The 24,744-nt window shown below is 63.7% G+C and carries 21 protein-coding genes; 9 read left to right on the forward strand and 12 right to left on the reverse strand.

The features are described from left to right. The first annotated feature begins 13 nt into the window (after positions 1–13). Together EXZ48_RS21405 and purH are read left to right on the forward strand one after the other, a co-directional pair. Complete coding sequence (locus tag EXZ48_RS21405; RefSeq protein WP_023512362.1) at positions 14–1,696, forward strand: heparinase II/III family protein; 1,683 nt, start codon at positions 14–16, stop codon at positions 1,694–1,696. Positions 1,697–1,798: 102 nt separating this feature from the next. Then, positions 1,799–3,409, forward strand: a complete 1,611-nt coding sequence (purH, locus tag EXZ48_RS21410) for a bifunctional phosphoribosylaminoimidazolecarboxamide formyltransferase/IMP cyclohydrolase (RefSeq protein WP_130518125.1) — start codon at positions 1,799–1,801, stop codon at positions 3,407–3,409. A 107-nt stretch (positions 3,410–3,516) separates the two neighbouring features. On the opposite strand, the gene EXZ48_RS21415 is transcribed toward purH, so the two are convergent. Both EXZ48_RS21415 and EXZ48_RS21420 read right to left on the reverse strand, forming a co-directional pair. After that, positions 3,517–4,842: an MFS transporter gene (locus tag EXZ48_RS21415; RefSeq protein WP_130518188.1), complete on the reverse strand. Its 1,326-nt coding sequence runs from the start codon at positions 4,840–4,842 to the stop codon at positions 3,517–3,519. A gap of 249 nt (positions 4,843–5,091) precedes the next feature. Beyond that, positions 5,092–9,873: an NAD-glutamate dehydrogenase gene (locus EXZ48_RS21420; RefSeq protein WP_130518127.1), complete on the reverse strand. Its 4,782-nt coding sequence runs from the start codon at positions 9,871–9,873 to the stop codon at positions 5,092–5,094. A 276-nt stretch (positions 9,874–10,149) separates the two neighbouring features. Between EXZ48_RS21420 and pdxY the strand changes: the two genes are divergently transcribed. Then, positions 10,150–11,025, forward strand: a complete 876-nt coding sequence (pdxY, locus tag EXZ48_RS21425) for a pyridoxal kinase PdxY (protein WP_050745349.1) — start codon at positions 10,150–10,152, stop codon at positions 11,023–11,025. Positions 11,026–11,120: 95 nt separating this feature from the next. After that, complete coding sequence (locus tag EXZ48_RS21430; RefSeq protein ID WP_023512367.1) at positions 11,121–11,762, forward strand: carbonic anhydrase; 642 nt, start codon at positions 11,121–11,123, stop codon at positions 11,760–11,762. Positions 11,763–11,912: 150 nt separating this feature from the next. On the opposite strand, the gene EXZ48_RS21435 is transcribed toward EXZ48_RS21430, so the two are convergent. Both EXZ48_RS21435 and EXZ48_RS21440 read right to left on the reverse strand, forming a co-directional pair. After that, complete coding sequence (locus EXZ48_RS21435; RefSeq protein ID WP_037408762.1) at positions 11,913–12,734, reverse strand: lytic transglycosylase domain-containing protein; 822 nt, start codon at positions 12,732–12,734, stop codon at positions 11,913–11,915. Between the two features lie 226 nt (positions 12,735–12,960). Then, a complete protein-coding gene (locus EXZ48_RS21440; RefSeq protein ID WP_023512369.1) occupies positions 12,961–13,995 on the reverse strand; it encodes an aspartate-semialdehyde dehydrogenase in 1,035 nt (344 codons plus the stop codon). Positions 13,996–14,486: 491 nt separating this feature from the next. Between EXZ48_RS21440 and EXZ48_RS21445 the strand changes: the two genes are divergently transcribed. Next, positions 14,487–16,376: an MFS transporter gene (locus EXZ48_RS21445; RefSeq protein WP_050745348.1), complete on the forward strand. Its 1,890-nt coding sequence runs from the start codon at positions 14,487–14,489 to the stop codon at positions 16,374–16,376. Positions 16,377–16,435: 59 nt separating this feature from the next. Here the strand turns inward: EXZ48_RS21445 and EXZ48_RS21450 are convergent, their stop codons facing one another. From EXZ48_RS21450 to EXZ48_RS21470, 5 genes are all read right to left on the reverse strand, one after another. Then, the gene (locus EXZ48_RS21450; protein WP_023517290.1) at positions 16,436–17,134 is read right to left on the reverse strand and encodes a phosphatase PAP2 family protein; all 699 of its coding nucleotides are present in this window, start codon (positions 17,132–17,134) and stop codon (positions 16,436–16,438) included. A 120-nt stretch (positions 17,135–17,254) separates the two neighbouring features. Next, positions 17,255–18,364: a 3-isopropylmalate dehydrogenase gene (gene leuB / locus EXZ48_RS21455; protein WP_130518128.1), complete on the reverse strand. Its 1,110-nt coding sequence runs from the start codon at positions 18,362–18,364 to the stop codon at positions 17,255–17,257. A 108-nt stretch (positions 18,365–18,472) separates the two neighbouring features. Then, entirely contained in the window at positions 18,473–18,853 is a 381-nt protein-coding gene (locus EXZ48_RS21460) for a RidA family protein (protein WP_023517288.1), read from the reverse strand. Positions 18,854–18,858: 5 nt separating this feature from the next. After that, complete coding sequence (leuD, locus tag EXZ48_RS21465; RefSeq protein ID WP_050745346.1) at positions 18,859–19,464, reverse strand: 3-isopropylmalate dehydratase small subunit; 606 nt, start codon at positions 19,462–19,464, stop codon at positions 18,859–18,861. Positions 19,465–19,619: 155 nt separating this feature from the next. After that, positions 19,620–19,868, reverse strand: coding sequence for a hypothetical protein (locus tag EXZ48_RS21470; protein WP_130518130.1), 249 nt, complete (start codon positions 19,866–19,868; stop codon positions 19,620–19,622). A 152-nt stretch (positions 19,869–20,020) separates the two neighbouring features. On the opposite strand from EXZ48_RS21470, the gene EXZ48_RS21475 reads away from it, so the two are divergent. After that, on the forward strand, positions 20,021–20,932 hold the full coding sequence (locus tag EXZ48_RS21475; protein ID WP_130518132.1) for a CoA ester lyase: 912 nt from the start codon (positions 20,021–20,023) through the stop codon (positions 20,930–20,932). Continuing rightward, the gene (locus EXZ48_RS21480) at positions 20,929–21,135 is read left to right on the forward strand and encodes a DUF1737 domain-containing protein (RefSeq protein WP_023517284.1); all 207 of its coding nucleotides are present in this window, start codon (positions 20,929–20,931) and stop codon (positions 21,133–21,135) included. Before EXZ48_RS21475 ends, EXZ48_RS21480 begins: the two co-directional genes overlap by 4 nt. A gap of 187 nt (positions 21,136–21,322) precedes the next feature. On the opposite strand, the gene EXZ48_RS21485 is transcribed toward EXZ48_RS21480, so the two are convergent. Next, positions 21,323–21,757 (reverse strand): metallopeptidase family protein, encoded by a 435-nt coding sequence (locus EXZ48_RS21485; protein ID WP_024271272.1) that lies wholly within the window; start codon positions 21,755–21,757, stop codon positions 21,323–21,325. Between the two features lie 386 nt (positions 21,758–22,143). Here EXZ48_RS21485 and EXZ48_RS21490 point away from each other — a divergent pair, with 386 nt between their 5' ends. After that, positions 22,144–22,455 (forward strand): (2Fe-2S)-binding protein, encoded by a 312-nt coding sequence (locus EXZ48_RS21490; RefSeq protein WP_024271271.1) that lies wholly within the window; start codon positions 22,144–22,146, stop codon positions 22,453–22,455. Beyond that, positions 22,421–22,906, forward strand: a complete 486-nt coding sequence (gene bfr, locus EXZ48_RS21495; protein ID WP_024271270.1) for a bacterioferritin — start codon at positions 22,421–22,423, stop codon at positions 22,904–22,906. The genes EXZ48_RS21490 and bfr overlap by 35 nt, the downstream gene beginning before the upstream one ends. 66 nt (positions 22,907–22,972) lie before the next feature. Here bfr and EXZ48_RS21500 read toward each other — a convergent pair whose 3' ends face one another. Continuing rightward, positions 22,973–23,500, reverse strand: a complete 528-nt coding sequence (locus tag EXZ48_RS21500) for an RNA pyrophosphohydrolase (RefSeq protein WP_130518134.1) — start codon at positions 23,498–23,500, stop codon at positions 22,973–22,975. Between the two features lie 9 nt (positions 23,501–23,509). Continuing rightward, a complete protein-coding gene (locus EXZ48_RS21505) occupies positions 23,510–24,712 on the reverse strand; it encodes a divergent polysaccharide deacetylase family protein (RefSeq protein WP_130518136.1) in 1,203 nt (400 codons plus the stop codon). Positions 24,713–24,744 lie beyond the last annotated feature (32 nt).

Raw genomic sequence — 24,744 nt, forward strand, 5'->3', positions numbered from 1 at the left:
GCATTCGTTAACCATGCAGCTTTCCGACAGGCAGCGGCTTCTCTATCTGTATATGCGTGAGGGTTGGCGCCGGTTTTCTCGGAGGCTCGCCCTCGGGCGAATCAGTGCCATGCGCTTTTCCGGCGGTACGCCGGACCGGCTGGTCGTCGCGCCGACAGACCTTCACCCTGCCGATTCGTTTGCCGGCGAAGAAATCGTTGCCGGCCGCTTTCCGCTGGCTGGCCGCGTTCTTGAATGCGACGGCGAATCACCCTTCGCGCTGGAGCTTCCCTCGGAGGAGTTCGCGGTGCGCCTGCATTCCTTCGGCTGGCTGCGGCACATGCGGCTGGTGGATCCGGAAAAGGCGGCTCATACCGCCCGCTTCGTGGTGGACGACTGGCTGCAGAGCCATGGACGCGTCATCGGCGGGCTTGCCTGGCGGCCGGATGTCGCCGCTCAGCGCATCATCGCCTGGTTGTCCCATTCGCCTGTTGTCCTGAAGGATGCCGATTATCCGTTCTATCGCCGCTTCCTGAAGAGTCTCGCCTTCCAGGTTCGGTATCTGCGCCATGTCGCCGATACGACGCGCGATGGCGAACCGCGGCTCAGGGTGCGTATTGCGCTCGCCATGGCCTCCATCGCCATGCCGAGCTCGGCCTCGCGCATGCGCAAGGCCGCCCGCCATCTCGACGAGGAGCTCGACCGGCAGATTTTGCCGGACGGTGGTCATTCCTCCCGCAATCCGCGCGCCGCGCTCGATGTGCTGCTCGACCTGCTGCCGTTGCGCCAGACCTATGTCAATCTCGGCCACGACATGCCGGCGCAGCTCATCCCCTCGATCGACCGTATCTTCCCGGCGCTGCGCTTCTTCCGCCATCAGGGTGGCGAGCTCGCGCTGTTCAATGGCGCGACCTATACGCTCGCAAATGAGCTGATGTCGGTGCTGCGGTATGACGAGACCGGCGGTGCGCCGTTCAAGGCATTGCCGTTGAGCCGGTATGATCGCCTGGCGGTCCAGGAAACGGTCGTTCTGATGGATACGGGCGTGCCCAAATCTGTCGATCTGTCGGCGACAGCCGCCGCCGGTGCGCTTTCCATTGAAGTGTCCTCGGGCAAGAACCGTTTCATCGTCAATTCCGGTCGTCCGCGTTTTGCCGGCGAGGCACTCAGGCAGATGTCGCGTACCACCGCAGCCCATTCCGTCGCCACGCTCAACGACACATCCTCCTCGCGGATTTCCACCTCCCGCTTCCTGGGGCCGATCGTCGTCGGCGGCATCAGCAAGGTGGACGTGGCGCGGGCCGAGCGTCAGTCGGGCGCCGACAGCGTGACGGCGACCCATGACGGTTATCTCAAGCGCTTCGGCCTGCTCTACGAACGGGATATCCTCGTTGCGGCGACGGGCGGTGAGATCCGTGGCCGGGAGCGCTTCTACAAGCCCGCCGATCCGGACGGCGCGATCGAGAAGGGCACGGCAGTGGTGCGCTTCCATATCCACCCGACGATCCAGCTCTACAGGGTATCGGCCAACGAGACGCGGCTGATCGCCCCTGACGGCGAGGCCTGGGCGCTGACCTGCGTCGATGTCGCGGTGGCGGAAGAGGAGGATGTCTTCTTCGCCGATCCTTCCGGTGTCAGGGCCTCGCGCCAGCTCACGCTGACCATGCCGCTTGCCAAAGTGGCCGAAGTTCAGTGGTCGTTGGTGCGGCAACGCTGAGAATTCCCGGCGTTTGGCGGTTTTCTCGCGGCCGGGCCTGTGATAACGGGGCGCATGACCATCCGGCCCGCCCTTCCGGGCCGTCAGAACGGAGTGCCCCCAATGGCCGTCATTTCCAAGAAGATCCCCGCCCCCGATCGTGTCGCCCTGCGCACGGCCCTGCTGTCCGTCTCCGACAAGGCCGGCGTCGTCGACCTCGCCCGGGCCCTTGCCGAGAAGGGCGTGCGGCTGCTGTCGACCGGCGGCACACACAAGGCGCTCCGCGACGCCGGGCTTGACGTCACCGACGTTTCCGAGGTTACGGGCTTTCCGGAAATCATGGACGGCCGCGTAAAGACGCTGCATCCCACCGTGCATGGCGGCCTGCTGGCGATCCGTGACGATGCGGAGCATGTCGAGGCGATGAAGGAACACGGTATCGGCGCGATCGACCTTGCCGTCATCAACCTCTATCCTTTCGAGGAAGTGCGCGCCAAGGGGGGTGACTATCCGACGACGGTCGAGAACATCGACATCGGCGGCCCGGCGATGATCCGCGCCTCGGCCAAGAACCATGCCTATGTGACCATCGTCACCGACCCGGCCGATTATCCTGCGCTGCTTGAGGAACTCGCCGACGGTTCGACCTCCTACGCTTTTCGCCAGCGTATGGCGGCGAAGGCCTATGCCCGCACGGCGGCCTATGACGCGGCCATCTCCAACTGGTTCGCCGATGCGCTCGACATCGCGATGCCCCGCCACCGCGTGCTCGGCGGTGTGTTGAAGGAAGAGATGCGTTATGGCGAGAACCCGCACCAGAAGGCAGGCTTCTACGTGACGGGTGAAAACCGCCCGGGCGTCGCGACCGCCACGCTGCTGCAGGGCAAGCAGCTTTCCTACAACAACATCAACGACACCGATGCGGCCTTCGAACTCGTCGCCGAATTCCTGCCGGAGATCGGCCCGGCCTGCGCGATCGTCAAGCATGCCAATCCCTGCGGCGTTGCCACCGGCAAGACGCTGAAGGATGCCTATGCGCGGGCGCTCGCCTGCGATCCGGTCTCGGCCTTCGGTGGCATCATCGCGCTCAACACCACGCTCGATGGCGAGACGGCGGAGGAGATCGTCAAGCTCTTCACCGAGGTCATCATCGCGCCGGACGCGGACGAGAAGGCCCGGGCCATCATCGCCGGCAAGCCGAACCTGCGCCTGCTGGTGACGGGCGCCCTGCCCGATCCGCGTGTGCCCGGCCTTTCCGCCAAGACGGTGTCGGGCGGCCTGCTCGTGCAAAGCCGCGACGACGGCATGGTCGAGGACCTTGAGCTGAAGGTCGTCACCAAGCGTGCGCCGACCGCCCAGGAACTGGTGGATATGAAGTTCGCCTTCAAGGTTGCCAAGCACGTCAAGTCGAATGCTGTGGTCTATGCCAAGGATGGCCAGACGGCCGGCATCGGTGCCGGCCAGATGAGCCGCGTCGATTCCGCCCGCATCGCCGGCCTGAAGGCCGAGGAAGCGGCCAAGGCCATGGGTCTTGCCGAGCCGCTGACGCGGGGTTCGGCTGTCGCGTCGGAAGCTTTCCTGCCCTTTGCTGACGGCCTGCTCTCGGCGATCGCAGCGGGCGCCACGGCGGTGATCCAGCCGGGTGGTTCGATGCGCGACGCGGAGGTGATTGCCGCGGCTGACGAGGCGGGCGTCGCGATGGTCTTCACCGGCATGCGCCATTTCCGTCACTAGACCGTTTTGTCCTGCGCAATTCCGGAAGGCCGCCTTTTGGCCTCGTTGAGTAGTTAGCCGGATTCTTCACCAGATAGAAACGCCCCGCTTGCGGGGCGTTTTGCGTTTCAGACCTCCACCTTCGCCGCCGGATAGGGCGTGCGCAGCAGGAGCAGGAAGCCGACAAGGAGGAAGGCGATGAGCGCCATCATGCCGAGGCGCGCCGAGCCTGTCGCCGTGGTGACGAGCGCGACGGAGAGGGGGGCGAGAAAGGATGTGGCGCGGCCGGACAGGGCATAGAGGCCGAAATAGCGGCCCGCCTCGTCCGGATGGATGCTCTGGGCGAGATAGGACCGGGCGGAGGCCTGGACGGGGCCGAAGGCGATGCCGATCAGAAGGCCGTAGACGATATAGGCCTTTTCCGCTGCGGTGCCGAACAGGCCGCCGGAATCGGCGGTCGGCAAGGGTAACAGGCCGAACAGCGTGAAGCCCGGGCCGGTGGAGACGATGCCGATGGTAGCCAGCGTCAGGCAGATGAGGCTTATCACCACGACGGTTTTCGAGCCGAGCTGCCGGTCCATGCGGCTGGCATAGAGGCAGCCGCCGATCGCCACCACATTGAGGATGATGCCGTAGATGCCGAGTTCGAAGGTCTGCCAGGCGAACATGCCGGCGGCGAAGGTGCCGCCGAGCGCCAGCAGCCCGTTGACCCCGTCCTGATAGATCATCCGGGCAATGAGGAAGCGCAGGATGCCGGGTTTTCTGCGCAGGTCGCGCAGTGCGAATGTGAGATCGGCGAAGCCGGCGCGCACCGCAGCCGCAATGGGTAGCCCCCGGCTCTGGTCCGGCGTGAAGAAGAACATCGGCAGGATGAAGACGAGGTACCACAGCGCCGAGATCGGCCCGGTGATGCGGGCATCTTCGCCTGCGGCAGCGTCGAGGCCGAAGAGCGGACTGATGCCGATCGCCGTCCGGCCTGTCTCCGGATTTGCGGCCAGAAGGGCGACGACGGCAATCAACACGATCATGCCGCCGAGATAACCGAGGCCCCATGCGATGTTGGAGATGCGGCCGGCATCCGCGGGGCTCACCAGGCGTGGCATCATCGAATCGTTGAAGACGATGGAGAACTCCGCCGCCACGGTGGCGAGCACGATCATCGCCATGGCGAAGATGAGGCTGCTGCCGGGCGCGGCATACCAGAGGGCGAAGAGAGACAGGATCTTGATGGCGGCGAAGGCGGCGATCCAGGGCTTTCGCGCGCCGGAGGCATCGGCGATGGAGCCCATGATCGGGGCGAGCAACGCGATGGTGACGCCGGCGATGGTGAGCGTATAGCTCCAGGCCGCCTGCCCGGCCGCGTGGTCCTCGGTGAGGCGCGAGACGAGGTAAGGGCCGAAGATGAAGGTGGTGATGACCGTGAAGAACGGCTGCGCCGCCCAGTCGAATAGCATCCAGCCCGTTATGCCGAGGCGGCTCGTCCGCCCTGCCGCTGCTTCCGCCACGCCTATCCCCGCTTTTCGAATCGTTGCGGCGGGTTTTCACGCCGGTTTCGCCGGGAGGCTAGCATTTGCCGGTGACGGGATTCAACGGGTGCGGTGAGACCCTCTCTGCCTGCCAGGCAGAGAGGGCAGTTGCGGTTGCGCAAAGGCGCGATAGCCACGGCCGCACGGAAGGTGGCCGCGATGAGGCAAGGGCGTGCCTTACCGGGCCCGTTCCTGCGCGAGGTCGCTCAGGATGCCAGCGGCGACGCTGACCTTGGCGAGCGTGGCTTCGCCTGCTTCCGTCAGCGCCGAGAGATTGGCGGTGACGCGGGCGAGGCGCTCGCGGTCACCCTGCTGCCAGGTGGCGAGCGGTGCCTTGTCGCCCTTGTGGCGTGTCAGCACCACCGTGGCGAGGTCCCGGCGGGCATTGGCGATGTCGGTGAGGCTGCGCTGCAGGGCGAGCGCTTCATAGAGATCGCCGGTCGGGATGCGGCTGGCCGCCGAAAGCAGCCGGCCGATATTGAGTGCTGCGCTGATGCCGGCGAAGGTCTGCGCCGTCTTGCTGAGCGTGTCGCCCGTCGCCCCGGCGATCAGCATGACCTCCGGCACGAAGGTCAGCATGGAGAGCGTGGCGATCTCCTCGGCCAGCTCCGTCGGCACGCCTTCGTCCTCATAGGCATGGGCCTTGCGGCGGGCTTCGTCGCCGGCCTGCTCGGAGATGAGGGTGGCAAGATGCGGACGCAGCTGCTTCAGGGCCTGCTTGAGCTTGTGCACCGCCTGGTCCATCGGGCCGGAGACCGCACCGGTGGTCAGGAGCAGGCTGGTGACGGAAGCGTAGATACGGCCGATTTCCTCGTAGAGCTCGTTCTGCACCGATCCTGAAACCTGGTTGTCCAGAGCATCGACGCCGGCATAGAGGGCGGCGAGGCCGTAGCCGTCGCGGGCGATGACGGCGGCTTTTACCGCATCCGCCGGACCGAAACCGGTGCCGTCGGTCAGCGTGTTGACGAAGGCCGGGCCGCCGCGGTTGATCACCTCGTTGGCGAGGATCGTTGCAATGATCTCGCGGCGCAGGCGGTGCGAACGGATGTCGTCTGCATAGGCCTTCTGCATCTTCGCCGGGAAGTAGCCCATCAGCGTCGGCTCGAAATACGGCTCGTCCGGCAGATCGGTATGGACGAGTTCATCGAACAGCACCAGTTTGGCATAGGAGAGCAGCACGCCGATCTCCGGCCGCGTCAGCGGCTTGCCGGCCTGGTAGCGTTCGGCGACCGTGCGGTCATCGGGCAGCGTCTCGACCTTTCGGTTGAGCTGGCCGGCGGCCTCGAAGCGATCCATCAGGCGGGTCAGTGGCGCGCGGTTGGCGGCACCCTGCTTTTCCGTCAGCGAGATCGCCAGCGATTGCAGGTAGTTGTTGCGCAGCACGAGGTGCCCCACCTCGTCCGTCATCGAGGCGAGCAGAACGTTGCGCTTGGCGCGCGGCAGCCGGTCGTCGCGCATGGCCGAGGCGAGCGCGATCTTGATGTTGACCTCGACGTCCGACGAGTTCACGCCGGCCGAGTTGTCGATGGCATCCGAGTTGCAGCGCCCGCCCTTGAGGCCGAAGGCGATGCGGCCGCGCTGGGTGACACCGAGATTGGCGCCCTCGCCGATCACCTTGGCGCGCACGTCGTCGGCGACGATGCGGATCGGGTCGTTGGCGCGATCGCCGACCTCCGCATCCGTCTCGTTCTGGCCGCGGATATAGGTGCCGATACCGCCGAACCACATCAGATCGACCGGCGCCTTGAGGATCGCCGTCATGATCTCGAAGGGCGTCGCCTTGGCCTTGTCGATGCCGATCACGGCCATGGCTTCCGGCGTGAGCGTCACGGATTTTTCCGTGCGCGGGATGATCATTGCGCCCTTGGACAGAACCGAGCGGTCATAGTCCTGCCAGCTGGAGCGCGGCAGGTTGAACATGCGGCGCCGTTCGGCGAAGGACGTGTCGGTATCCGGGTTGGGGTCGATGAAGATGTCGCGGTGGTCGAAGGCGGCGAGGAGCCGGATCTTGCGCGACAGCAGCATGCCGTTGCCGAAGACGTCGCCCGACATGTCGCCGACGCCGGCGACGGTGAAGGGCGTCTTCTGGATGTCGATGTTCATTTCGCGGAAGTGGCGCTTCACGGTTTCCCAGGCGCCGCGGGCGGTGATGCCCATCTTCTTGTGGTCGTAGCCGGCCGAGCCGCCCGAGGCAAAGGCGTCGTCGAGCCAGAAGCCGGCCTCCTGCGCCAGGCCGTTTGCGGTGTCGGAGAAGGTTGCGGTTCCCTTGTCGGCGGCGACGACGAAATAGGGATCGTCGCCGTCGAGGCGCACCGTGTCGGCCGGCGGCACCACGTCCTGGCCGACGATGTTGTCCGTGACGGAGAGGAGCGTGCGGATATAGGTCTTGTAGGCCTCGGTGCCGGCCTTGAAGACGGCGTCGCGGCTACCGCCGACCGGGAGCTGCTTCGGATAGAAGCCGCCCTTGGCGCCGACGGGTACGATGACCGAGTTCTTGACCTGCTGGGCCTTCACGAGGCCGAGCACTTCCGTTCGGTAGTCCTGCGCGCGGTCGGACCAGCGCAGGCCGCCGCGGGCGACCTTGCCGAAGCGCAGATGCACGCCCTCGACCTCGGCGCCGTAGACGAAGATCTCGCGGAAGGGCCGTGGTTCCGGCAGGCCGTCGAGAGCCTTCGGGTCGAGCTTGATCGCCAGCGTCTTGCGCGGTTTTCCGTCCGCATCGCGCTGGAAGTAGTTGGTGCGCAGCGTTGCCTCGATGGCGTTGACGTAGCGGCGCAGGATGCGGTCCTCGTCGAGGCTCGGCACGTTCGCCAGCGCGGTCTCGATCGCCGCTGCGATCTCTGCGGATTTCTTCTCGCGCTGGCGCTCTGAGAGCTTCGGATCGAGGCGGGTCTCGAACAGGCGGAAGAGGTCGGCGGCGATAAGCGGGTACTTGTTGAGCGTATCGGCGATATAGCCCTGCGAATAGGCGATGCCCGTCTGGCGCAGGTAGCGCGAATAGGTGCGCAGCGCCATGATCTGACGGGCGGACAGTCCACCGGTCAGCACAAGGCGGTTCAGCGCGTCGTCGTCCACATCGCCGTGCCAGGCCGCGAGGAATGCCTCCTCCAGCATCGGGCTCAGCTTGGCAAGATTGATCTCGATGCCATCGCGGTGCTTCAGTTCCATGTCATGCAGGATGACGCGGCGCTCACCGCCATCGAGGCCGGCAAGTGTCAGGTCGTGCGTCTGCTCACTGATGACGTTGAAGCCGAGATTTTCCAGAAGCGGCACGCGCTGCGATAGCGAAACGGGTTCGCCGGCATGGAAGATTTTCAGTTCGACGGAGGCGAGATCCGTGTTCCAGGCCTTGCGGTAGAAGGCGATGCTGATCGGGTTCTCGGGCGTTGCCGTGGTGATGAGGGAAAGATCCGCATGGGCCTCGGCGGGGGTGAAGTCCTCCTGGTAGCTGCGGTCGGTGACGAGCCGCACGCCGTCTGTATTGGAGAGGGCCTCGAACCTGTCGGTCCAGCGGGTGGCGATCTCGCGCACCGCCTGTTCGAGCTTGCCCTGCGGGATGCGCGGAGTCTTGCCGCCGGAGCGGCCGATGATGAAGTGCACGCGCGCAAGGCCGCCTTCCGGGAAGGCCGGATAGTAGGCCGAGACGCGGCCGTCATAGGCCGACTTCAGATAGTTGCCGATCTTTTCGCGTACGTCGGAATCGTACTGTTCGCGTGGCACGTAGACGATGACGGAGACGAAGCGGTCGAAGCGATCGATACGCGGCAGCACGCGGATGCGCGGCCGGTCGGAGAGTTCGTTGATCTGCTCGCAGAAGGTGGCAAGCAGACTGGTGTCGATCTGGAAGAGGTCGTCGCGCGGATAGGATTCCAGCGTGTTGATCAGCATCTTGCCGGAATGGCTCTTCGGGTCGTAGCCGAAATGCTCGATGACCGCGGCGACCTTCGAGCGCAGCAGCGGGATCTGGCCGGCGGCGTGGGTGTAGGCTGTCGAGGTGAAGAGGCCGACGATGCGCAGTTCCCCGATCACCCTGCCCTTCTCGTCGAAGCGCTTGAGGCCGACATAGTCCATATAGGCCCGGCGGTGCACGAGCGATTTCACATTGGCCTTGGTGACGATCAGGAAATCCGGACCTTCAAGGAATTCAAGGATTTCGGGCGTCGTCGTCACCGCGTCCTTGCCAAGGCGCAGCACGCGTACATCGGGGTCGGAGAGGATGCCGAGGCCCTCCCCTCCGCGTTCGACGGTTGCCGCTTCGCCCTTGCCGGAATAGCTGTATTCGCGCATGCCGAGGAAGGTGAAGTTGTTGCCGCGCAGCCAGGCGAGGAAGGCGAGCGCTTCGTCCTTGCCGGGCTTCTCCTTGGCGTAGCGCTCCACGTCGGCCATGGTGCTGTCGAGCTTTTCCACCATGGCGGGCCAGTCATCGACGGCCAGATGGACCTGATCGAGCACGGTTCCGACCCGTTCCGCAAGTGCGGCGGCCTCGCTCGGCGCGAGTTCGGACAGGTGGATCTCGATATGGCTGACCCGCTGCGCCGGATCGCTTTCCTCGTCGGGCGAGAAGAGCTTCGGTGCCTCACCGGGCGTTACGACGAGGATCGGGTGGATCGCCAGATGGATGTCGCGATGGGTGCTCGTCACCTCGCCCATCACTGAATCATAGAGGAACGGCTGGTTGCGATCGGTGACGGAGAGAACCGAAACGGGCTGGCTCTGCGGCGTCACGCCGGCAAGCGTGGTGACGGTGACACGCGGCTCGGTGCCGTCCCAGGCCTCGATTTCGGCCATGGCATGGGCTGCCGCGACGGCCAGCATCTCGCCGCTATAGTGCTCGAGGTCGTCCTTGCTGGCGCGCCCGAAGAGGATGTCCGGGTTCAGCGTCTTTGCGCCGAGGGCGGCAGCTGCGGCCTTTGCGGCCTCGATGTGTTTTTCTCGTTTCACGTTGGTCCTGGCACCCATGGAATTCTCCCTCGAATCCGATGGCCGGACGTTAGCAGAAGAAAAAATACGTGCGACGGAATTTGTGCATTTGCGAGAAAATTCAATCGATTTTGTCCCAGATAGGTCAGTTTCACTGTCGTTTTGTCACGAATCTCGTGTTTTTTCGTCGAAAAGCAGCCAAAAACCGGCCGGATCTGCTTTTTTCATCTTTTCCGCCAAAGGCCGAAAACGGGGTGGGCGTTGACAGGAAATGACCCCCTTGTCATCACTCGGCCGGAACCAGGAGAGCCTGATATGAACGAGAGCGACAAGGGCGCTGTCATCGTGATTTCGAGCCATGTGGTGCGCGGCACGGTGGGCAACCGCGCCGCCGTCTTCGCGCTCGAGACGCTTGGCCATCCGGTCTGGGCGCTGCCGACCGTCATTCTGCCCTGGCATCCCGGTCGCGGGCGTTCGACGCGTGTGGCGATTTCGGCCGACGATTTCGATGCGATGATCTCCGATCTCATCCGCGCACCCTGGCGGGGCGAGGTGAAGGCGGTGCTGTCGGGCTATCTCGGCAGCGCGGCGCAGGCCCATTCGGTGGCGCGGCTGGTTGCGGCCCTGCGGGTGGAAAATCCCGACCTTCTCTACATGTGCGACCCGGTGTGCGGCGACGATCGCGGCCTCTACGTGCCGGAGGAAACGGCGGTGGCGATCCGCGATGCGCTGATCCCGCTTGCCTCGATCGCCACGCCCAACCGGTTTGAACTCGCCTGGCTTGCCGGCGCGCCGCTCGAAACGAACGGGGCGATCATGGAGGCGGCGCTGTCGCTTGGGCCTGCCCGTATGCTCGTCACCTCCTCGCTGCCGCTGATGGCGGGGAGCACCGGCAATCTCTATCTTTCCGGGCGCCACGCGCTGCTGGCGGAGCACCGGCTCGTGCCCAACCCGCCGAACGGCACCGGTGACCTGCTGGCCGCCATCTTCCTCTCCCGGATTATGGAGGGCCTGCCGGAGGAGCGCGCTCTGATGATGGCGACTGCCAGCGTCTTCGAGATCGTGGCGCGCACCACAAAACGCGGTGCCGACGAGTTGACGCTGGAACAGGACGCCTCCAGCATTTCCACTCCCATGGCAATGGTGCACATGCGCCGCCTCGTGCATCCGGCCCAGTCGCGGCGATCCTGAACGATCCGGCCTTGCGCGGTGCCTTTCGGAGTGGTTTATGCAGGGTCGGATGGGGCCTCATCCGGTAGATTGTTACACGGGGGTATTCCGACACCATGAACCGCTTTCCCGATCGTCTTCTGAATGGCTACCGCAACTTCATGTCCGGCCGCTACGCCGAGCAGTCGGCGCGCTACAGGGCATTGGCCGAGACGGGCCAGAAACCGAAGACACTCGTGATCGCCTGTTGCGATTCCCGTGCCGCACCGGAGACGATCTTCGACAGCGGCCCGGGTGAACTCTTCGTCGTGCGCAATGTCGCGAACCTTGTGCCGCCCTATGAGCCAGACGGCAATTTCCATGCGACGTCGGCGGCGCTCGAATTTGCTGTCCAGTCGCTGAAGGTCAGCGATATCGTGGTGATGGGCCATGGCCGCTGCGGCGGTATTTCCGCGGCGCTCGACCCCGATGCCGAGCCGCTGTCACCTGGCGATTTCATCGGCAAGTGGATGGGCATGCTGAAGCCTGTCGCCGAGCAGATCCAGGGCGCTGAAATCCTCACGCAGGCCGAGCGCCAGCGTGCGCTGGAGCGGGTCTCGATCCGCAATTCGCTCGCCAACCTGCGCACCTTTCCCTGTGTCCGCATCCTTGAGGAGCGCGGCCGTATCCAGCTTCACGGTGCCTGGTTCGATATCTCGACGGGTGAGTTGTGGATCATGGACGGCAAGACCGGTGACTTCCAGCGCCCCGGCGCATAAAGCGATTCCGCTTTTCTCCAAAGTGCGAAAACGCTCTATCTTTTTGTTTCCAGTCAATCCCGCTTCGCGCTTTTGCTGGAATTGCTCCAACAAAAAACCCGGTGCGAAGGCTCGCACCGGGTTTCTTCAAAACCGGAGTCTACGACCGGCTCACTCGCCGTCGATTTCCGCGCCGATAATGGCAATTGCGCGCTGGTAGACGCTGGCTGCGTTCCAACCCTGCAATGCGCCGAAATTGCCCTGGCCCGGCTGGTAGCCGCCGCCGGCGCTCCAGCCGTGGCCGCGCAGGAAGTTGGCCGTGGAGGCCAGCGCGTCGGCCTTCGAACCGACGAGGTCGATGCGGCCGTTGCCGTCGCCGTCGACGCCGTACTTCAGGACGTTGGCCGGCAGGAACTGCGTCTGGCCGATTTCGCCATGCGCCGCGCCGCGGGCCGAGGTCGACAGGACGCCCTTCTGCACGAGCTGGAGCGTGGCGTAGAGCTGAGTGGTGAAATAGTCCGAACGGCGGCAGTCATAGGCGAGCGTCGCGACGGCCGAGATCGTGTGTTCCTTGCCCAGGAAGCCGCCGAAACCGGTTTCCATGCCCCAGATGGCGAGCAGCGGGCCGGCCGGCACGCCGTAGCGGGCCTCGATGCGGTCGAAGAGGGCAGCGTTCTGCTTCTTCAGGCTCTTGCCGCGGCGAATGATCGCCTGGCCGCCCCGCTTCTGCATGAACTGTTCGAGCGAGAGCTTGAAGCTCTTCTGGCCGCGGTCGGCGCGGATCGTGGCGCGGGCATAGCTGACATTGGCGAATGCCTTGTCGAGCGTTGAACGGCTGATGCCCCGGCCTGCCGCCTCGTCCTTGAATGCCTCTACCCAGGCCGGAAAACCGCCCCCATCGTTGCCGCAGCTGGCGGCGTTGGCCGCCGCCGGCACTGCTGCCGTGGCGATCATTGCGGCCAGCACCTTGGCCACGCTCTTTGTCATGCCCATGAAAAACCCCGTGATCTCGTCAATTCCGCTGGGGAAGCATGTCATGCTCCCCTGTTTCTGTCACCGCACCTTGCCGTGAACCGTTCCGGCGATGCCGCCGGGACCCGCTTCAAAGCGAAGTCCCGATTGTCCTCTGACGGAACAACCGGGACTTTTATTTAAAATTGATTAAGGGAGCGTTGCCAATTTTCTCGAAAAGGCGGCGAACGCTCCGCTTTTTGTGCCGTCAGGCGGCCTGCTTCTTCGCCTTGATCAGGCCGCGGTTGACGAGCAGTTCCGCGATCTGGATGGCGTTGAGGGCGGCACCCTTGCGCAGGTTGTCCGAAACGACCCACATGTTGAGGCCGTTCTCCACCGTGGCATCCTCGCGAATGCGCGAGATGTAGGTGGCGTCTTCGCCGGCCGATTCGTAAGGCGTGATGTAGCCGCCGTTCTCGTGCTTGTCGATAACCTGGCAACCCGGCGCTTCGCGCAGGATATCGCGAGCCTCGTCCGCCGTGATTTCCTTCTCGAATTCGATATTCACGGATTCGGAATGGCCGATGAAGACGGGAACGCGCACGGCCGTGCAGGTGACCTTGATCTTCGGGTCGAGCATCTTCTTGGTTTCTGCAAGAACCTTCCACTCTTCCTTCGTGTAGCCGTCTTCCATGAAGCTATCGATGTGCGGAATGACGTTGAAGGCGATGCGCTTCGTGAACTTCTTCGATTCGATCGGATCGGCGACGAAGACGGCGCGGGTCTGGTTGAAGAGCTCGTCCATGCCGTCCTTGCCGGCGCCGGAGACCGACTGGTAGGTTGAGACGACGACGCGCTTGATGGTGGCGCGGTCGTGCAGGGGCTTCAGTGCGACGACGAGCTGGGCGGTCGAGCAATTGGGGTTCGCGATGATGTTCTTGCGGGTGAACTGCGCGATGGCATCCGGGTTCACTTCCGGAACGATCAGCGGAACGTCGGCGTCGTAGCGCCAGGCCGAGGAGTTGTCGATGACGACGCAGCCCTGCGCGCCGATCTTCGGCGACCACTTCTGCGAAACCGTGCCGCCGGCCGACATCAGGCAAATGTCCGTGTCGGAGAAATCGTAGTTTTCGAGGTTCTGCACCTTCAGCGTCTTGTCGCCGAAGGAGACCTCGGTGCCCTGCGAACGCGAGGAGGCGAGCGCCACGACTTCGTCAGCCGGGAAACCGCGCTCGGAAAGGATGTTCAGCATTTCACGGCCGACATTGCCGGTCGCGCCGGCGACTGCGATCTTGAAACCCATGTCTAAAGCTCTCTTTCTCTGTCTCTCCGCGGGTTCAGGAGGTGAAACCCGTCGGCCATGACGCGGGTTTCGGTCCCCGGCCATACCGGGGAGAGAGCGGTGGCCAGAGACGTCAGACGGTTTTCGTCGTCGTTTTGGCCATTGTTTTGGAAATCGATACGCAATGACGAACCCGTCCGGCGGTGAAGGCCGGAGCGATCATGCGGGCGATGGAAAATCCAAGGCGGTTCATGTCGGTTCCCTTGCGTAGGGTGCTGCATACGCTCATCTGCCGAAGAGTCAAGCCTTGCGTGATGGATCAGGCCTTTCAAGGGCGAGCCCTGTGCTCGACTTAAGTCGTACACCCAAAGTCATAAGCCCAAAGCAGCGCTGATGTCACAAGGCGTTTTCTGCCATCCTTCCATCAGGCGCACCCCGTCCGGCGTTTTTAGGGAGAAATTCCGGACCTCATAGGGCTGCCCCGCTACGCCGTTTTTGTGGAGGACAATGAAATGGCAAATGTTTCGACCGTGGGCAACGCCAAGTCGGCGCCCATGACGGGCGAGCAGAAGAAGGTGATTTTCGCCTCGTCGCTCGGCACCGTTTTTGAATGGTACGATTTTTATCTTTACGGCTCTCTGGCGATCTATATCGGCGCCACCTTCTTCAGCCAGTATCCCGAGACGACGCGCAACATCTTCGCGCTGCTTGCCTTTGCTGCCGGCTTCCTCGTGCGTCCGTTCGGCGCTCTGGTCTTCGGCCGGCTCGGTGACCTCGTCGGCCGCAAATACACCTTCCTCGTCACCATCCTCATCATGGGCGTCTCGACCTTCGTGGTCGGCCTCCTGCCTGGCGCGGCCACCATCGGTATCGCCGCCCCGATCATCCTGATCCTCCTGCGCATGCTGCAGGGCCTGGCGCTCGGCGGTGAATACGGTGGCGCTGCGACCTATGTCGCCGAGCACGCGCCGGACGGCAAGCGTGGTTACTTTACCTCCTGGATCCAGACCACGGCGACGCTCGGCCTGTTCCTGTCGCTGGTGGTCATCCTCTCGGTGCAGTTCATCGTCGGCAAGGAAGCCTTTGCCGAATGGGGCTGGCGCATTCCGTTCCTGCTCTCCGTCGTCCTGCTCGGCGTATCCGTCTGGATCCGTCTGAAGATGAACGAATCGCCCGCCTTTGCGAAAATGAAGGAAGAGGGCAAGGGCTCCAAGGCCCCGCTGACGGAAGCCTTCGGCCAGTGGCGCAATGCCAAGATCGCCCTTCTCGCACTGTTCGGCGCTGTCGTCGGTCAGGCCGTCGTCTGGTATTCAGGCCAGTTCTACGCACTGTTCTTCCTGACGGGTGTTCTGAAGGTCGACGGCCAGTCGGCCAACCTGATGGTTGCAGCCTCGCTGCTGCTCGGCACCGGCTTCTTCGTTCTCTTTGGCTGGCTGTCGGACAAGATCGGCCGCAAGCCGATCATCATGGCCGGCCTGCTGCTCGCCATGCTGACCTACTTCCCGCTGTTCAAGGCGCTGACCTGGGCCGGTAACCCGGCGCTCGCCACGGCACAGGAAACGGTCCGTGCGACCGTCACGGCTGCTCCTGGCGACTGCAAGTTCCAGTTCAACCCGACGGGCACGGCGAAGTTCACCACCTCGTGCGATATCGCGACGTCGTTCCTGACCCGCAATTCGGTGCCCTATGACGTCGTCACGACGGCGGCTGCCGGTACGGCGGCAACGGTCAAGATCGGCGAACAGACGATCACCGGCTATGACGCGACGGCTGCGGGCGACCAGGCCAAGGCCCTCGACGCCGCCTTCCAGAAGCAGACCAACATGGCGCTTCACGATGCCGGCTATCCGCTGGTCCGCGGCGCGGCCAAGGTTCCGGAATCGAAGCTCGACGCCTTCGTTGCGGCCAACCCGGAACTCGCCCTCGATGCCGCCGCCATCCGCGCCGGCGAGAAGGCCACCCTGCCGGCGGCGGATCTCGTCTCGGGCAAGCTGCTGACGGCTGATGAAGCTGCCGGCGTCACGGATATGGCCGTCTACACGATCGCTGGTGGCGGCGCCTTCACCATGGTCGCCGATCCGGCAAACGTGAACTGGATCACGATCATTGCCGTGCTGACCGTCCTCGTGATCTATGTCACGATGGTTTACGGTCCGATCGCCGCGCTGCTGGTCGAGCTCTTCCCGACCCGCATCCGCTACACCGGCATGTCGCTGCCCTATCATATCGGCAACGGCTGGTTCGGCGGCCTGCTTCCGGCGACGGCCTTCGCGATGAGCGCGGCCCAGGGCGATATCTACTATGGCCTCTGGTACCCGATCGTCTTCGCAGGCATCACCCTTGTCATCGGCCTTCTCTTCCTACCGGAAACGAAGGACCGCGACATCCACGCCATGGATTGATCTCCCCCTTCCGATAGTTCATGGCGCGCCCGGCTCGTGGTTTCCACGAGCCGGGTTTTTTATGGGGTCCTGGTGGGGAACATGGATTTCGGCAGCGGCCAGCCGCGGTCGTCGAAACGGAAGAGCCATTCCCTGCTGGCGAAGAAGAAGGCTGCGGCGATGGCGGTCCAAAGACCGAGCAGGAGGCCGGCGGCGACGTCGCTCGGATAATGCGCGCCGACGATGACGCGAGAGGCGCCGATCGCCAGTGCGCCGATGAGGAAGAGTGGGCGCAGCCGGGGCGCCAGCATCGAGAAAGCCCCGAAGAACGCGCCAGCCGCTGCCGAATGGCCTGACGGGAAACTGGCATAGAGATTGTCGTAGGCGAAGGGCGTCAGACTGTAAGCGCCGAGATCGGTGAAGAGTTCGGGGCGCGCTCGGCCGATGATCAGCTTGAAGAGATGCACGAGCGCGCTCGTCGCGCCGATCGTCAGGAAGAAGTAGAGCGACAGCCGTCGCGCCGTTCGTGCCCGACCGGCAAAGGTTTCGTTCCGGCTCACCCGGCGAGTGATGTAGGCGAGGATCACGATCAGGCCCGAACCATAGATCATCCAGGAGAAGGTGCCGAAATCGGTGATGCGCTCGTTGAAGGTCACGATGGCGCCGGGAAGGCCCTGGGCGCGCTGCGACAGCATCGGATCGAGAGGAACGAGGGCCACGACGAGGATGGCGGTGGCGGCGAGGATCCAGAGCGAGGAGGTCGCGAACGATCGGTTCATGGGTATCCCTAAAAACAGCGTTGCCTCCATGTGTTGGCGAGAGCCGGTATTTCAAGGGAGGCGAACGAAAAAGGCCCCCGGTGCAGGCGCGCCGGGGGCCTTTTCACGAAAATTTCAGGCTCAGGCCGAGAGCTTCCTGAAGGCGGCGAGGATGGCGTCGCCCATTTCCGCGGTGCCGACCTTGCGGCAGCCTTCGGCCATGATGTCGCCGGTGCGGATGCCGCTGTCGAGCACCTCGGCGATCGCCTTTTCGAGGTTGTCGGCATCCGCGACCATGTTGAACGAATAGCGCAGGCACATGGCGAAGGAGGCGATCATGGCGATCGGGTTGGCGATGCCCTTGCCGGCGATATCGGGCGCCGAGCCGTGCACGGGCTCATAGAGCGCCTTGCGCTGGCCCTTGGCATCCGGCGCGCCGAGCGATGCGGACGGTAGCATGCCGAGCGAGCCGGTCAGCATGGCGGCAACGTCCGAGAGCATGTCTCCGAACAGGTTGTCCGTCACGATCACGTCGAACTGCTTCGGCGCGCGGACGAGCTGCATGCCACCGGCGTCGGCCAGCATGTGTTCGAGCTGGACGTCGGAATAGCTGCGCTTGTGCGTTTCCGTCACCACCTGGTTCCACAGCACGCCCGACTTCATGACGTTGCGCTTTTCCATGGAGCAGACGCGGTTCTGGCGGGTGCGCGCCAGTTCGAAGGCGACGCCGGCGATGCGCTCGATCTCGTAGGTGTCGTAGACCTGCGTGTCGATGCCGCGCTTCTGGCCGTTGCCGAGGTCGATGATCTCCTTCGGCTCGCCGAAATAGACGCCGCCCGTCAGCTCACGCACGATCAGGATGTCGAGGCCTTCGACGAGTTCCGGCTTCAGCGAGGAGGCGTTTGCCAGCGCGGGGTAGCAGATGGCCGGGCGGAGGTTCGCGAAGAGCTTCAGATCCTTGCGCAGGCGCAGGAGGCCGGCTTCCGGGCGGACCTCGTAGGGCACGTCGTCCCACTTCGGGCCACCGACGGCGCCGAACAGCACGGCGTCGGCCGCCAGTGCCTTCTCCATGTCGCCTTCCGAGATCGCCGCGCCGTGGGCGTCATAGGCCGAGCCGCCGACGAGGCCTTCGTCGGTCTCAAAGCCAGCGCCCCGTTCGGCGTTCATATAAGCGATGATCTTGCGGACTTCCGCCATGGCTTCCGGGCCGATGCCGTCGCCGGGCAGAAGGAGGAGGGTACGCGATGTCATGGGATTGTCCTTGATGTCACGGAATGGTCGCGCGCTTCTTAGCGCAACTTCCGTTCAAGGAAAATCGCCGAAAAGAAAGAATTTTGCGCGGAGCGCTTCGCCTTTCGGCTAGCTTGCGCGCAGTGCCGTGACCTCGATCTCGATCAGCATTTCCGGCCGGATGAGGTCGCAGACCACCATCGTGGCCGCGGGACGGATCGTTCTGAACGTTTCACCGAGGATGGGGAAGATGCGGTCGGCGAAGGCAGCGTCAGTCACGTAATAGTGGCAGCGAACGACTTCGGCGAAGGAGAAGCCGGCCTCCTGCAGAACCTCGCCGATGGTGGCAAGGCAGGTGCGCGTCTGTGCTTCGACGCCTTCCGGCATGGTCATGGTTGTATAGTCGTAGCCGGTCGTCCCGGATACGAAACACCAGTCACCCTGAACGACGGCGCGCGAATAGCCCGCCGTCACTTCGAAGGGAGAGCCGGAAGAGATCAGTCGGCGCATGGCCTTCAAGCCCAGGGGCGCGAGCTTGCGTTCTGCTTCTCGAAACTGTCGATCGAGGTCGCCTTTTCCAGCGTCAGGCCGATGTCGTCGAGACCGTTCAGCAGGCAGTGGCGGCGGAAGGCGTCGATCTCGAAGCCGATACGGCCGCCGTCGGGACCGGTGATTTCCTGGGCTTCCAGGTCGACGGTCAGGATGGCGTTGGAGCCGCGGCTGGCATCGTCCATCAGCTTGTCGAGGTCATCCTGGCTGACGACGATCGGCAGGATGCCGTTCTTGAAACAGTTGTTGTAGAAGATGTCGGCGAAGCTCGTGGAGATGACGCAGCGGATGCCGAAGTCGAGCAGGGCCCACGGCGCATGTTCGCGCGAGGAGCCGCAGCCGAAATTGTCGCCGGCGACGAGGATCGAGGCGTTCTGGTAGGCCGGCTTGTTCAGCACGAAGCTTTCGTTGACGCTGCCGTCTTCGTTGTAGCGGGCTTCGGCGAAGAGGCCCTTGCCGAGACCGGTGCGCTTGATCGTCTTGAGGTAGTCTTTCGGAATGATCATGTCCGTGTCGATATTGACGACGGGAAGCGGCGCGGCGACGCCGGTCAGCTTGACGAACTTGTCCATGCGAAAACCCTCGAAATGCGGTGATGTCGGTTGGCACAAGCGTTTAGATGAATTTTCCGCGGATTTGAAGGAGAATCTTCCGGAAAGCCGGGCATCAAACGCAAGTGCCGGGCGCGCAAAGCGCCCGGAGCGTCCCTTTCGGGAGCGAACCTTTTTTAGAGGTCGATGATCGTGCCGCGGCCGTCGTTCCAGATGCGCGGTTCGCGCTGGCCCGGCGCCCGGCGATCGTTGCGCGCTGTGGCGCGGACCGGAGCCGGCTGGAGCTTGGCGGCGAGCACGGAACCGAGCATCAGCACGGCGACGATGCCGGCGATAGCGAGGCCCACGGAGGCGGCGAACAGGAAGATCGCGCCTGCGACAAGCATGGTGAAGACGGTGAAGACGATGGAGCGGATACGCTGCATTTTGATTGACCCTTTCTCTGCGAGAGAATGTGGGGGCGGATTTTGTCCATTGCAAGGCCGAACGCGCGGGATTCGCTGTGCCACAATGTCCTGAGGGCGTGCGCAGTGCCATGGCGCTTGCGGGCTGCGGCAAAGCGCGGCAAAAAGGGCGGATGAACAGGACACCGCATCACCATCCGCTCCGCCTGCGCCGCTCGGTGCTCAGTGTTCCCGCCGTCAATGCGCGGGCGCTTGCCAAGTCCGCTGTGCTCGATTGCGACGCCATCATCTTCGACCTTGAGGATTCCGTGTTGCCGGAGAAGAAGGCGGAGGCGCGTGCCGCCCTTGTCTCACATTTCAAGACGCTCGATCGGTCCAAGGGCTGCGAGCATGTTATTCGGATCAATTCGCTCGACGGGCCCGACGGCGTGCTCGACCTGGAGGCGGTGCTCGATTGCATGCCCGAGGTGGTGCTGCTCCCGAAAGTGTCGGAACCCCAGGATGTGCTGACCGTCGCCGACTGGCTTTCCGAGGCCGGTGCCGACGAAGGGCCGCGCCTGTGGGCGATGATCGAGACGGCGGCGTCCCTCCTCAATCTCCCCGCCATCGCGGAGACGGGCCGTACCCATGGTGGTCGGCTGGATTGTTTCGTTGTCGGTCTCAACGACCTTCGTAAGGAAACCGGCATCGCGGATATTGCCGACCGGCCGTTCCTCGTACCGTTGCTGTTGCAGGTGGTGGTCGCTGCGCGGGCGTCAGGGCTCGATGTCATCGACAGCGTTTTCAACGACTTTTCCGACGACGAGAATTTCGTGCTGGAGTGCCGACAGGGCCGGCAGATGGGGTTTGACGGCAAGATGCTGATCCATCCGGCACAGATCGCCGCTGCCAACGAAGCCTATGGCGTTACCGAGGCAGAAGCGGCCGAGGCGTTGGCCGTCGTCTCCGCCTTCGCCGCACCCGACAATGCCGGCAAGGCTGTCGTTGCCCTCGCCGGCCGCATGGTGGAAAAGCTCCATGCCGACCAGGCCGGGCGTATTCTGGCCAAGGCCGATCTGATCAATGAGAGAAAGAAGAAAGCATGAAAGTCTACCGCTTCCTGACTGGTCCCGATGATGCCTCGTTCTGCCACAAGGTGACGCTGGCGCTGAACAAGGGCTGGGACCTGCACGGTTCGCCGACCTACGCCTACAATGCCGAGACCAAGCTGATGCAGTGCGGCCAGGCGGTTGTGAAGGACGTCCCTGGCAAGGAGTACACGCCCGATATCAAGCTTTCGGAGCAGTAATCGCGTAAAGCGATCGTGGTGTGTGTGTGTGTCCGTCACATCTTTCGATGAACAATGCCTATTCACCGGCGTGATCCTCGGCCTTGAGCCGAGGAGCCAGGCTTTGGGTACGGTGTGGATGGTCGCGTCAGGCCCGACCTTGAGCGAGGCGAGGGGACGCCTTGTTGGCCGCCCCAACGCGCGGCGGCTAGCCCGCGGCGATTTCCGCACTCGCCTCGATGCGCTCCATATCGTCGTCAGACAGGCCGAAATGGTGGCCGATCTCGTGGATGAGGACATGGGTGATGATGTCGCCCAGCGTCTCCTCGTTCTCTGCCCAGTAGTCGAGGATCGGGCGGCGGTAGAGCGTGATGCGGTTCGGCATCTCGCCGGTTTCGACGGTGAAGCGCTCGGTGATGCCGCGGCCCTCGAAGAGGCCCAGCAGGTCGAACGGGGTTTCCAGCGCCATGTCCTCGAAGACGTCGTCGCTCGGGAACTCGGCGATCTCGATGATCAGGTTGCCGGTGAGTGCGCGGAATTCTTCCGGCAGGTGGCCATAGGCTTCCAGCGCCAGGGATTCGAAGGTGCTGATGGTCGGGGCGTGGCGCGTGCGCCAATCCTCGGTCTGGTCAATGCGGGCCATGGGCTCTCCTTTGCCCGTCATATAGACGATTTCCAGGGTTTTTCGAGGGACGAAATTGCATGCCCCGCGTGCATCGATGCGCGATCGCACCGCTTTGCCGGCCGATTCGACACCTCGCATTGAAAGCGGATGGCGGCGAGCCTGATGGAATCCGGCACCAGGGCGGATTTGCAACAAAACGTGATCGGTCAGTTTGCCGCAGTCGGATGGCTTTCCATCGGCAGAGTACGGGCGGTAAGTCCATGAAAAGACGATATTTATAATCAAGATTAGACTGACTCTAAATTAATGAGTCAACAAGACTGACCTGTTCATTCTTGACAGTCAGGGTCGCCTTTTGCTTAATCCCGGAAACTCAGTACTTTGCGTATAGCAGGCGAGACGAAATGCTGGTTTGCAGCTGTAATTTCATCACCCAAAAGGAAATCGTTGACGTGATCAATGGTCTCCTCGACGAGGACTGTTGGCAGCTCATCGTGCCTGCAAAGGTCTATCACGCCATGCAGAAGCGCGGCCGCTGCTGCGGCTGTTTCCCCAATGTCGTCGACATCATCATCCGCACGACCGAGCAGTATCACGCCGGCCGCCACTCGACGGATGACGAGATATTTGATTTCATGACCCGCCTCAAACAATTCCATGAAGAAAACAGGAGAGCGGACCTTGAAAGGCGACAAAAAAGTCATCGAGCAGCTTAACGAAGCGCTCCATCTCGAACTCGGTGCCGTAAACCAGTACTGGCTTCACTATCGCCTGCTGGAAGACTGGGGCTACACGCTTCTCGCCAAGAAGGAGCGCGCCGAGTCGATCGAAGAGATGCAGCACGCCGACAAGCTCGTCGCCCGCATCATCTTCCTCGAAGGCCACCCGAACCTCCAGACCGTCGCGCCGCTTCGCATCGGCCAGAACGTCAAGGAAGTGCTGGAAGCCGATCTTGCCGGCGAATATGACGCCCGCAAGGCTTACAAGAAGTCGCGCGACATCTGTCATGACGCCGGTGACTACGTCACCATGAAGCTGTTCGAAGAGCTGCTGATCGACGAGGAAGGTCACATCGACTTCCTCGAAACCCAGCTGGAGCTGCTCGGCAAGCTCGGCGAGGAAAAGTACGGCCAGCTCAATGCCGCGCCGGCGAACGAAGCCGAATAAGGCGCAAGCCCTACGCCCGATACAGAAAACCCCGGTCTTGCGACCGGGGTTTTTTCTTGGGGCCCATCAGGGTGCCAGATGCGCGAAGGCGGCGACGACCTCTTCGTAGACCCCGCGTTTGAAAGGCACGATCAGGTCCGGCAGGTCGCGCATCGGCTTCCATTCCCAGGCGTCGAATTCCGCATCGTGGCCGCCCGGCGGCGGGTTGATGGCGATCTCGTCTTCGGCGCCCTCGAAGCGGAAGGCATACCAGCGCTGCGTCTGGCCGCGGTATTTGCCCTTGAGGCCGATGCCGATCAGGTGGGTGGGCAGATCGTAGTTGATCCAGCGGCCGGCATCGCCGAGCAACGAGACGTTGCGGATGCCGGTTTCCTCGTAGAGTTCGCGGTAGGCGGCCTTCAGCGGGTCCTCGCCCTTGTCGATGCCGCCCTGTGGCATCTGCCAGAGCTGCGGCGAACCGTCATATTCGGAGTTGCCGACAGGGATCCGCCGGCCTGCCCAGACCTTGTTCTCGCTGTTCAGCACCATGATGCCGACACAGGGGCGGTACGGCAGGTCCTCGGCCCTGATCACCTTGTCCTTTTCCTTGCCCATCGAAAATTCCTATTGTTTGGCGGGAACCGCTGCGAGCGACGCGACGCCGACGATCTCGATGCCGCGGCCGCTCGCTTCCTCGCACCATTCGCGGATCGCGTCCACACTTTCGTCGAAGGCCGAGGCCATGCCGATCGCCGTGCCGTTGCGTCGGGCGACGCGCTCGAGTTCGTCCAGCTTCTTCAGGATCGCTTCGCGTGAAAGATCGCCGTCGAGCTGGAGATCGGCAAAGGCGTGCGGGGCCTCCACGGCGCCGGCAATGGTGCCGGACAGCGACTGCGCCGAGCTGCCGTCGTCGAGGAAGAGCAGGCCGCGGCTGGAAATGTCCCGGATCACAGGCTCCAGCGCATCGGCATCGGAGAGGAAGCGGCCGCCCATGAAATTGACGATACCGGTATAGTTTGTGACCTGCGCCATGGCGCGGTGCAGCTCGGCAAGGTTCTTGGCTTCGCCGAGATCCGTGCGCAGCGTGTAGAGACCGGGGTCGTTCTGCGGATAGTCGAAGGGCTCGAGCGGCATCTGCAGCAGGATTTCATGGCCGCCACGGCGCGCTTCCTGCATCCAGCGCGACAGGCTGTTGCCGCTGGCGGCGAAGGCGAGGGTCACTTCTCCCGGCAGTTCGCGGATGGCGCGTTGCGTGCCCGTCTGGCTGAGGCCGAGACCGCCGACCACGATGGCGATACGCGTGCCACGCGCGCCGGACCAGGGCCGGGCGTATTGATCCATCGGGCGGGTGCCGTCGAGGCCGATGATCGGGATCTTGCCGTCGGAAGTCTCCTCCAGCAGGTCCTCGTTCGGGAAGGCGGCCGAGCGGGCATCCTGTCCGATGCGGTTCGCCTCGATGATAAGCGGGCCTGTACCGGTGCGCGTGCCGGGTGTGAACGTGCGCACGACAGTGCCGTCGTCGGTCAGCGTTTCCTCGACACGGGCACCGGAAAGGCCGTTCGCGCGGCGCACGCCGTCCGTCGCAGTCGCCGTCTTCTGGTCGGCCTTGCCCTCGGTGGTCGCCTGGGAGGCGGTCTCTTCTGCCGGAGGCGCGTAAGGCGTGGTGCCAAGGCCGCTCGGGGCGGTTGCGGTCCAGCCTGAAAAGCCGATGAGGCTGATGGCGGCAAGGGTGAACAGGATCGTGCCAGCCGGGAACCGCGACGGTCCCGTCGGTCGGGGCCTTGCCTTGCGGTCCTGGCCGAGAGGTGCGTGAATGTCTGTGCCCAAGGTCAGTCCGCGCCGGCCGCTGGAGCATTTCC

Origin of the sequence: Shinella sp. JR1-6 (assembly GCF_004284735.1) — a bacterium.
Classification (GTDB): Bacteria; Pseudomonadota; Alphaproteobacteria; order Rhizobiales; family Rhizobiaceae; genus Shinella.

Bases quoted from the DNA above. Each gene is read 5' to 3' on its own strand.
- leuB (WP_130518128.1), bottom strand. From the start codon at position 18,364: ATGACATCGCGTACCCTCCTCCTTCTGCCCGGCGACGGCATCGGCCCG.
- EXZ48_RS21460 (WP_023517288.1), bottom strand. From the start codon at position 18,853: ATGCGCCGACTGATCTCTTCCGGCTCTCCCTTCGAAGTGACGGCGGGC.
- EXZ48_RS21435 (WP_037408762.1), bottom strand. From the start codon at position 12,734: ATGGGCATGACAAAGAGCGTGGCCAAGGTGCTGGCCGCAATGATCGCC.
- EXZ48_RS21440 (WP_023512369.1), bottom strand. From the start codon at position 13,995: ATGGGTTTCAAGATCGCAGTCGCCGGCGCGACCGGCAATGTCGGCCGT.
- EXZ48_RS21415 (WP_130518188.1), bottom strand. From the start codon at position 4,842: ATGCTATTCGACTGGGCGGCGCAGCCGTTCTTCACGGTCATCACCACC.
- EXZ48_RS21500 (WP_130518134.1), bottom strand. From the start codon at position 23,500: ATGGGCAAGGAAAAGGACAAGGTGATCAGGGCCGAGGACCTGCCGTAC.
- EXZ48_RS21485 (WP_024271272.1), bottom strand. From the start codon at position 21,757: ATGGCCCGCATTGACCAGACCGAGGATTGGCGCACGCGCCACGCCCCG.
- EXZ48_RS21445 (WP_050745348.1), top strand. From the start codon at position 14,487: ATGGCAAATGTTTCGACCGTGGGCAACGCCAAGTCGGCGCCCATGACG.
- EXZ48_RS21450 (WP_023517290.1), bottom strand. From the start codon at position 17,134: ATGAACCGATCGTTCGCGACCTCCTCGCTCTGGATCCTCGCCGCCACC.
- EXZ48_RS21490 (WP_024271271.1), top strand. From the start codon at position 22,144: ATGCTGGTTTGCAGCTGTAATTTCATCACCCAAAAGGAAATCGTTGAC.
- EXZ48_RS21420 (WP_130518127.1), bottom strand. From the start codon at position 9,873: ATGGGTGCCAGGACCAACGTGAAACGAGAAAAACACATCGAGGCCGCA.
- EXZ48_RS21430 (WP_023512367.1), top strand. From the start codon at position 11,121: ATGAACCGCTTTCCCGATCGTCTTCTGAATGGCTACCGCAACTTCATG.
- EXZ48_RS21470 (WP_130518130.1), bottom strand. From the start codon at position 19,868: ATGCAGCGTATCCGCTCCATCGTCTTCACCGTCTTCACCATGCTTGTC.
- EXZ48_RS21480 (WP_023517284.1), top strand. From the start codon at position 20,929: ATGAAAGTCTACCGCTTCCTGACTGGTCCCGATGATGCCTCGTTCTGC.
- EXZ48_RS21475 (WP_130518132.1), top strand. From the start codon at position 20,021: ATGAACAGGACACCGCATCACCATCCGCTCCGCCTGCGCCGCTCGGTG.
- EXZ48_RS21405 (WP_023512362.1), top strand. From the start codon at position 14: ATGCAGCTTTCCGACAGGCAGCGGCTTCTCTATCTGTATATGCGTGAG.
- leuD (WP_050745346.1), bottom strand. From the start codon at position 19,464: ATGGACAAGTTCGTCAAGCTGACCGGCGTCGCCGCGCCGCTTCCCGTC.
- pdxY (WP_050745349.1), top strand. From the start codon at position 10,150: ATGAACGAGAGCGACAAGGGCGCTGTCATCGTGATTTCGAGCCATGTG.
- purH (WP_130518125.1), top strand. From the start codon at position 1,799: ATGGCCGTCATTTCCAAGAAGATCCCCGCCCCCGATCGTGTCGCCCTG.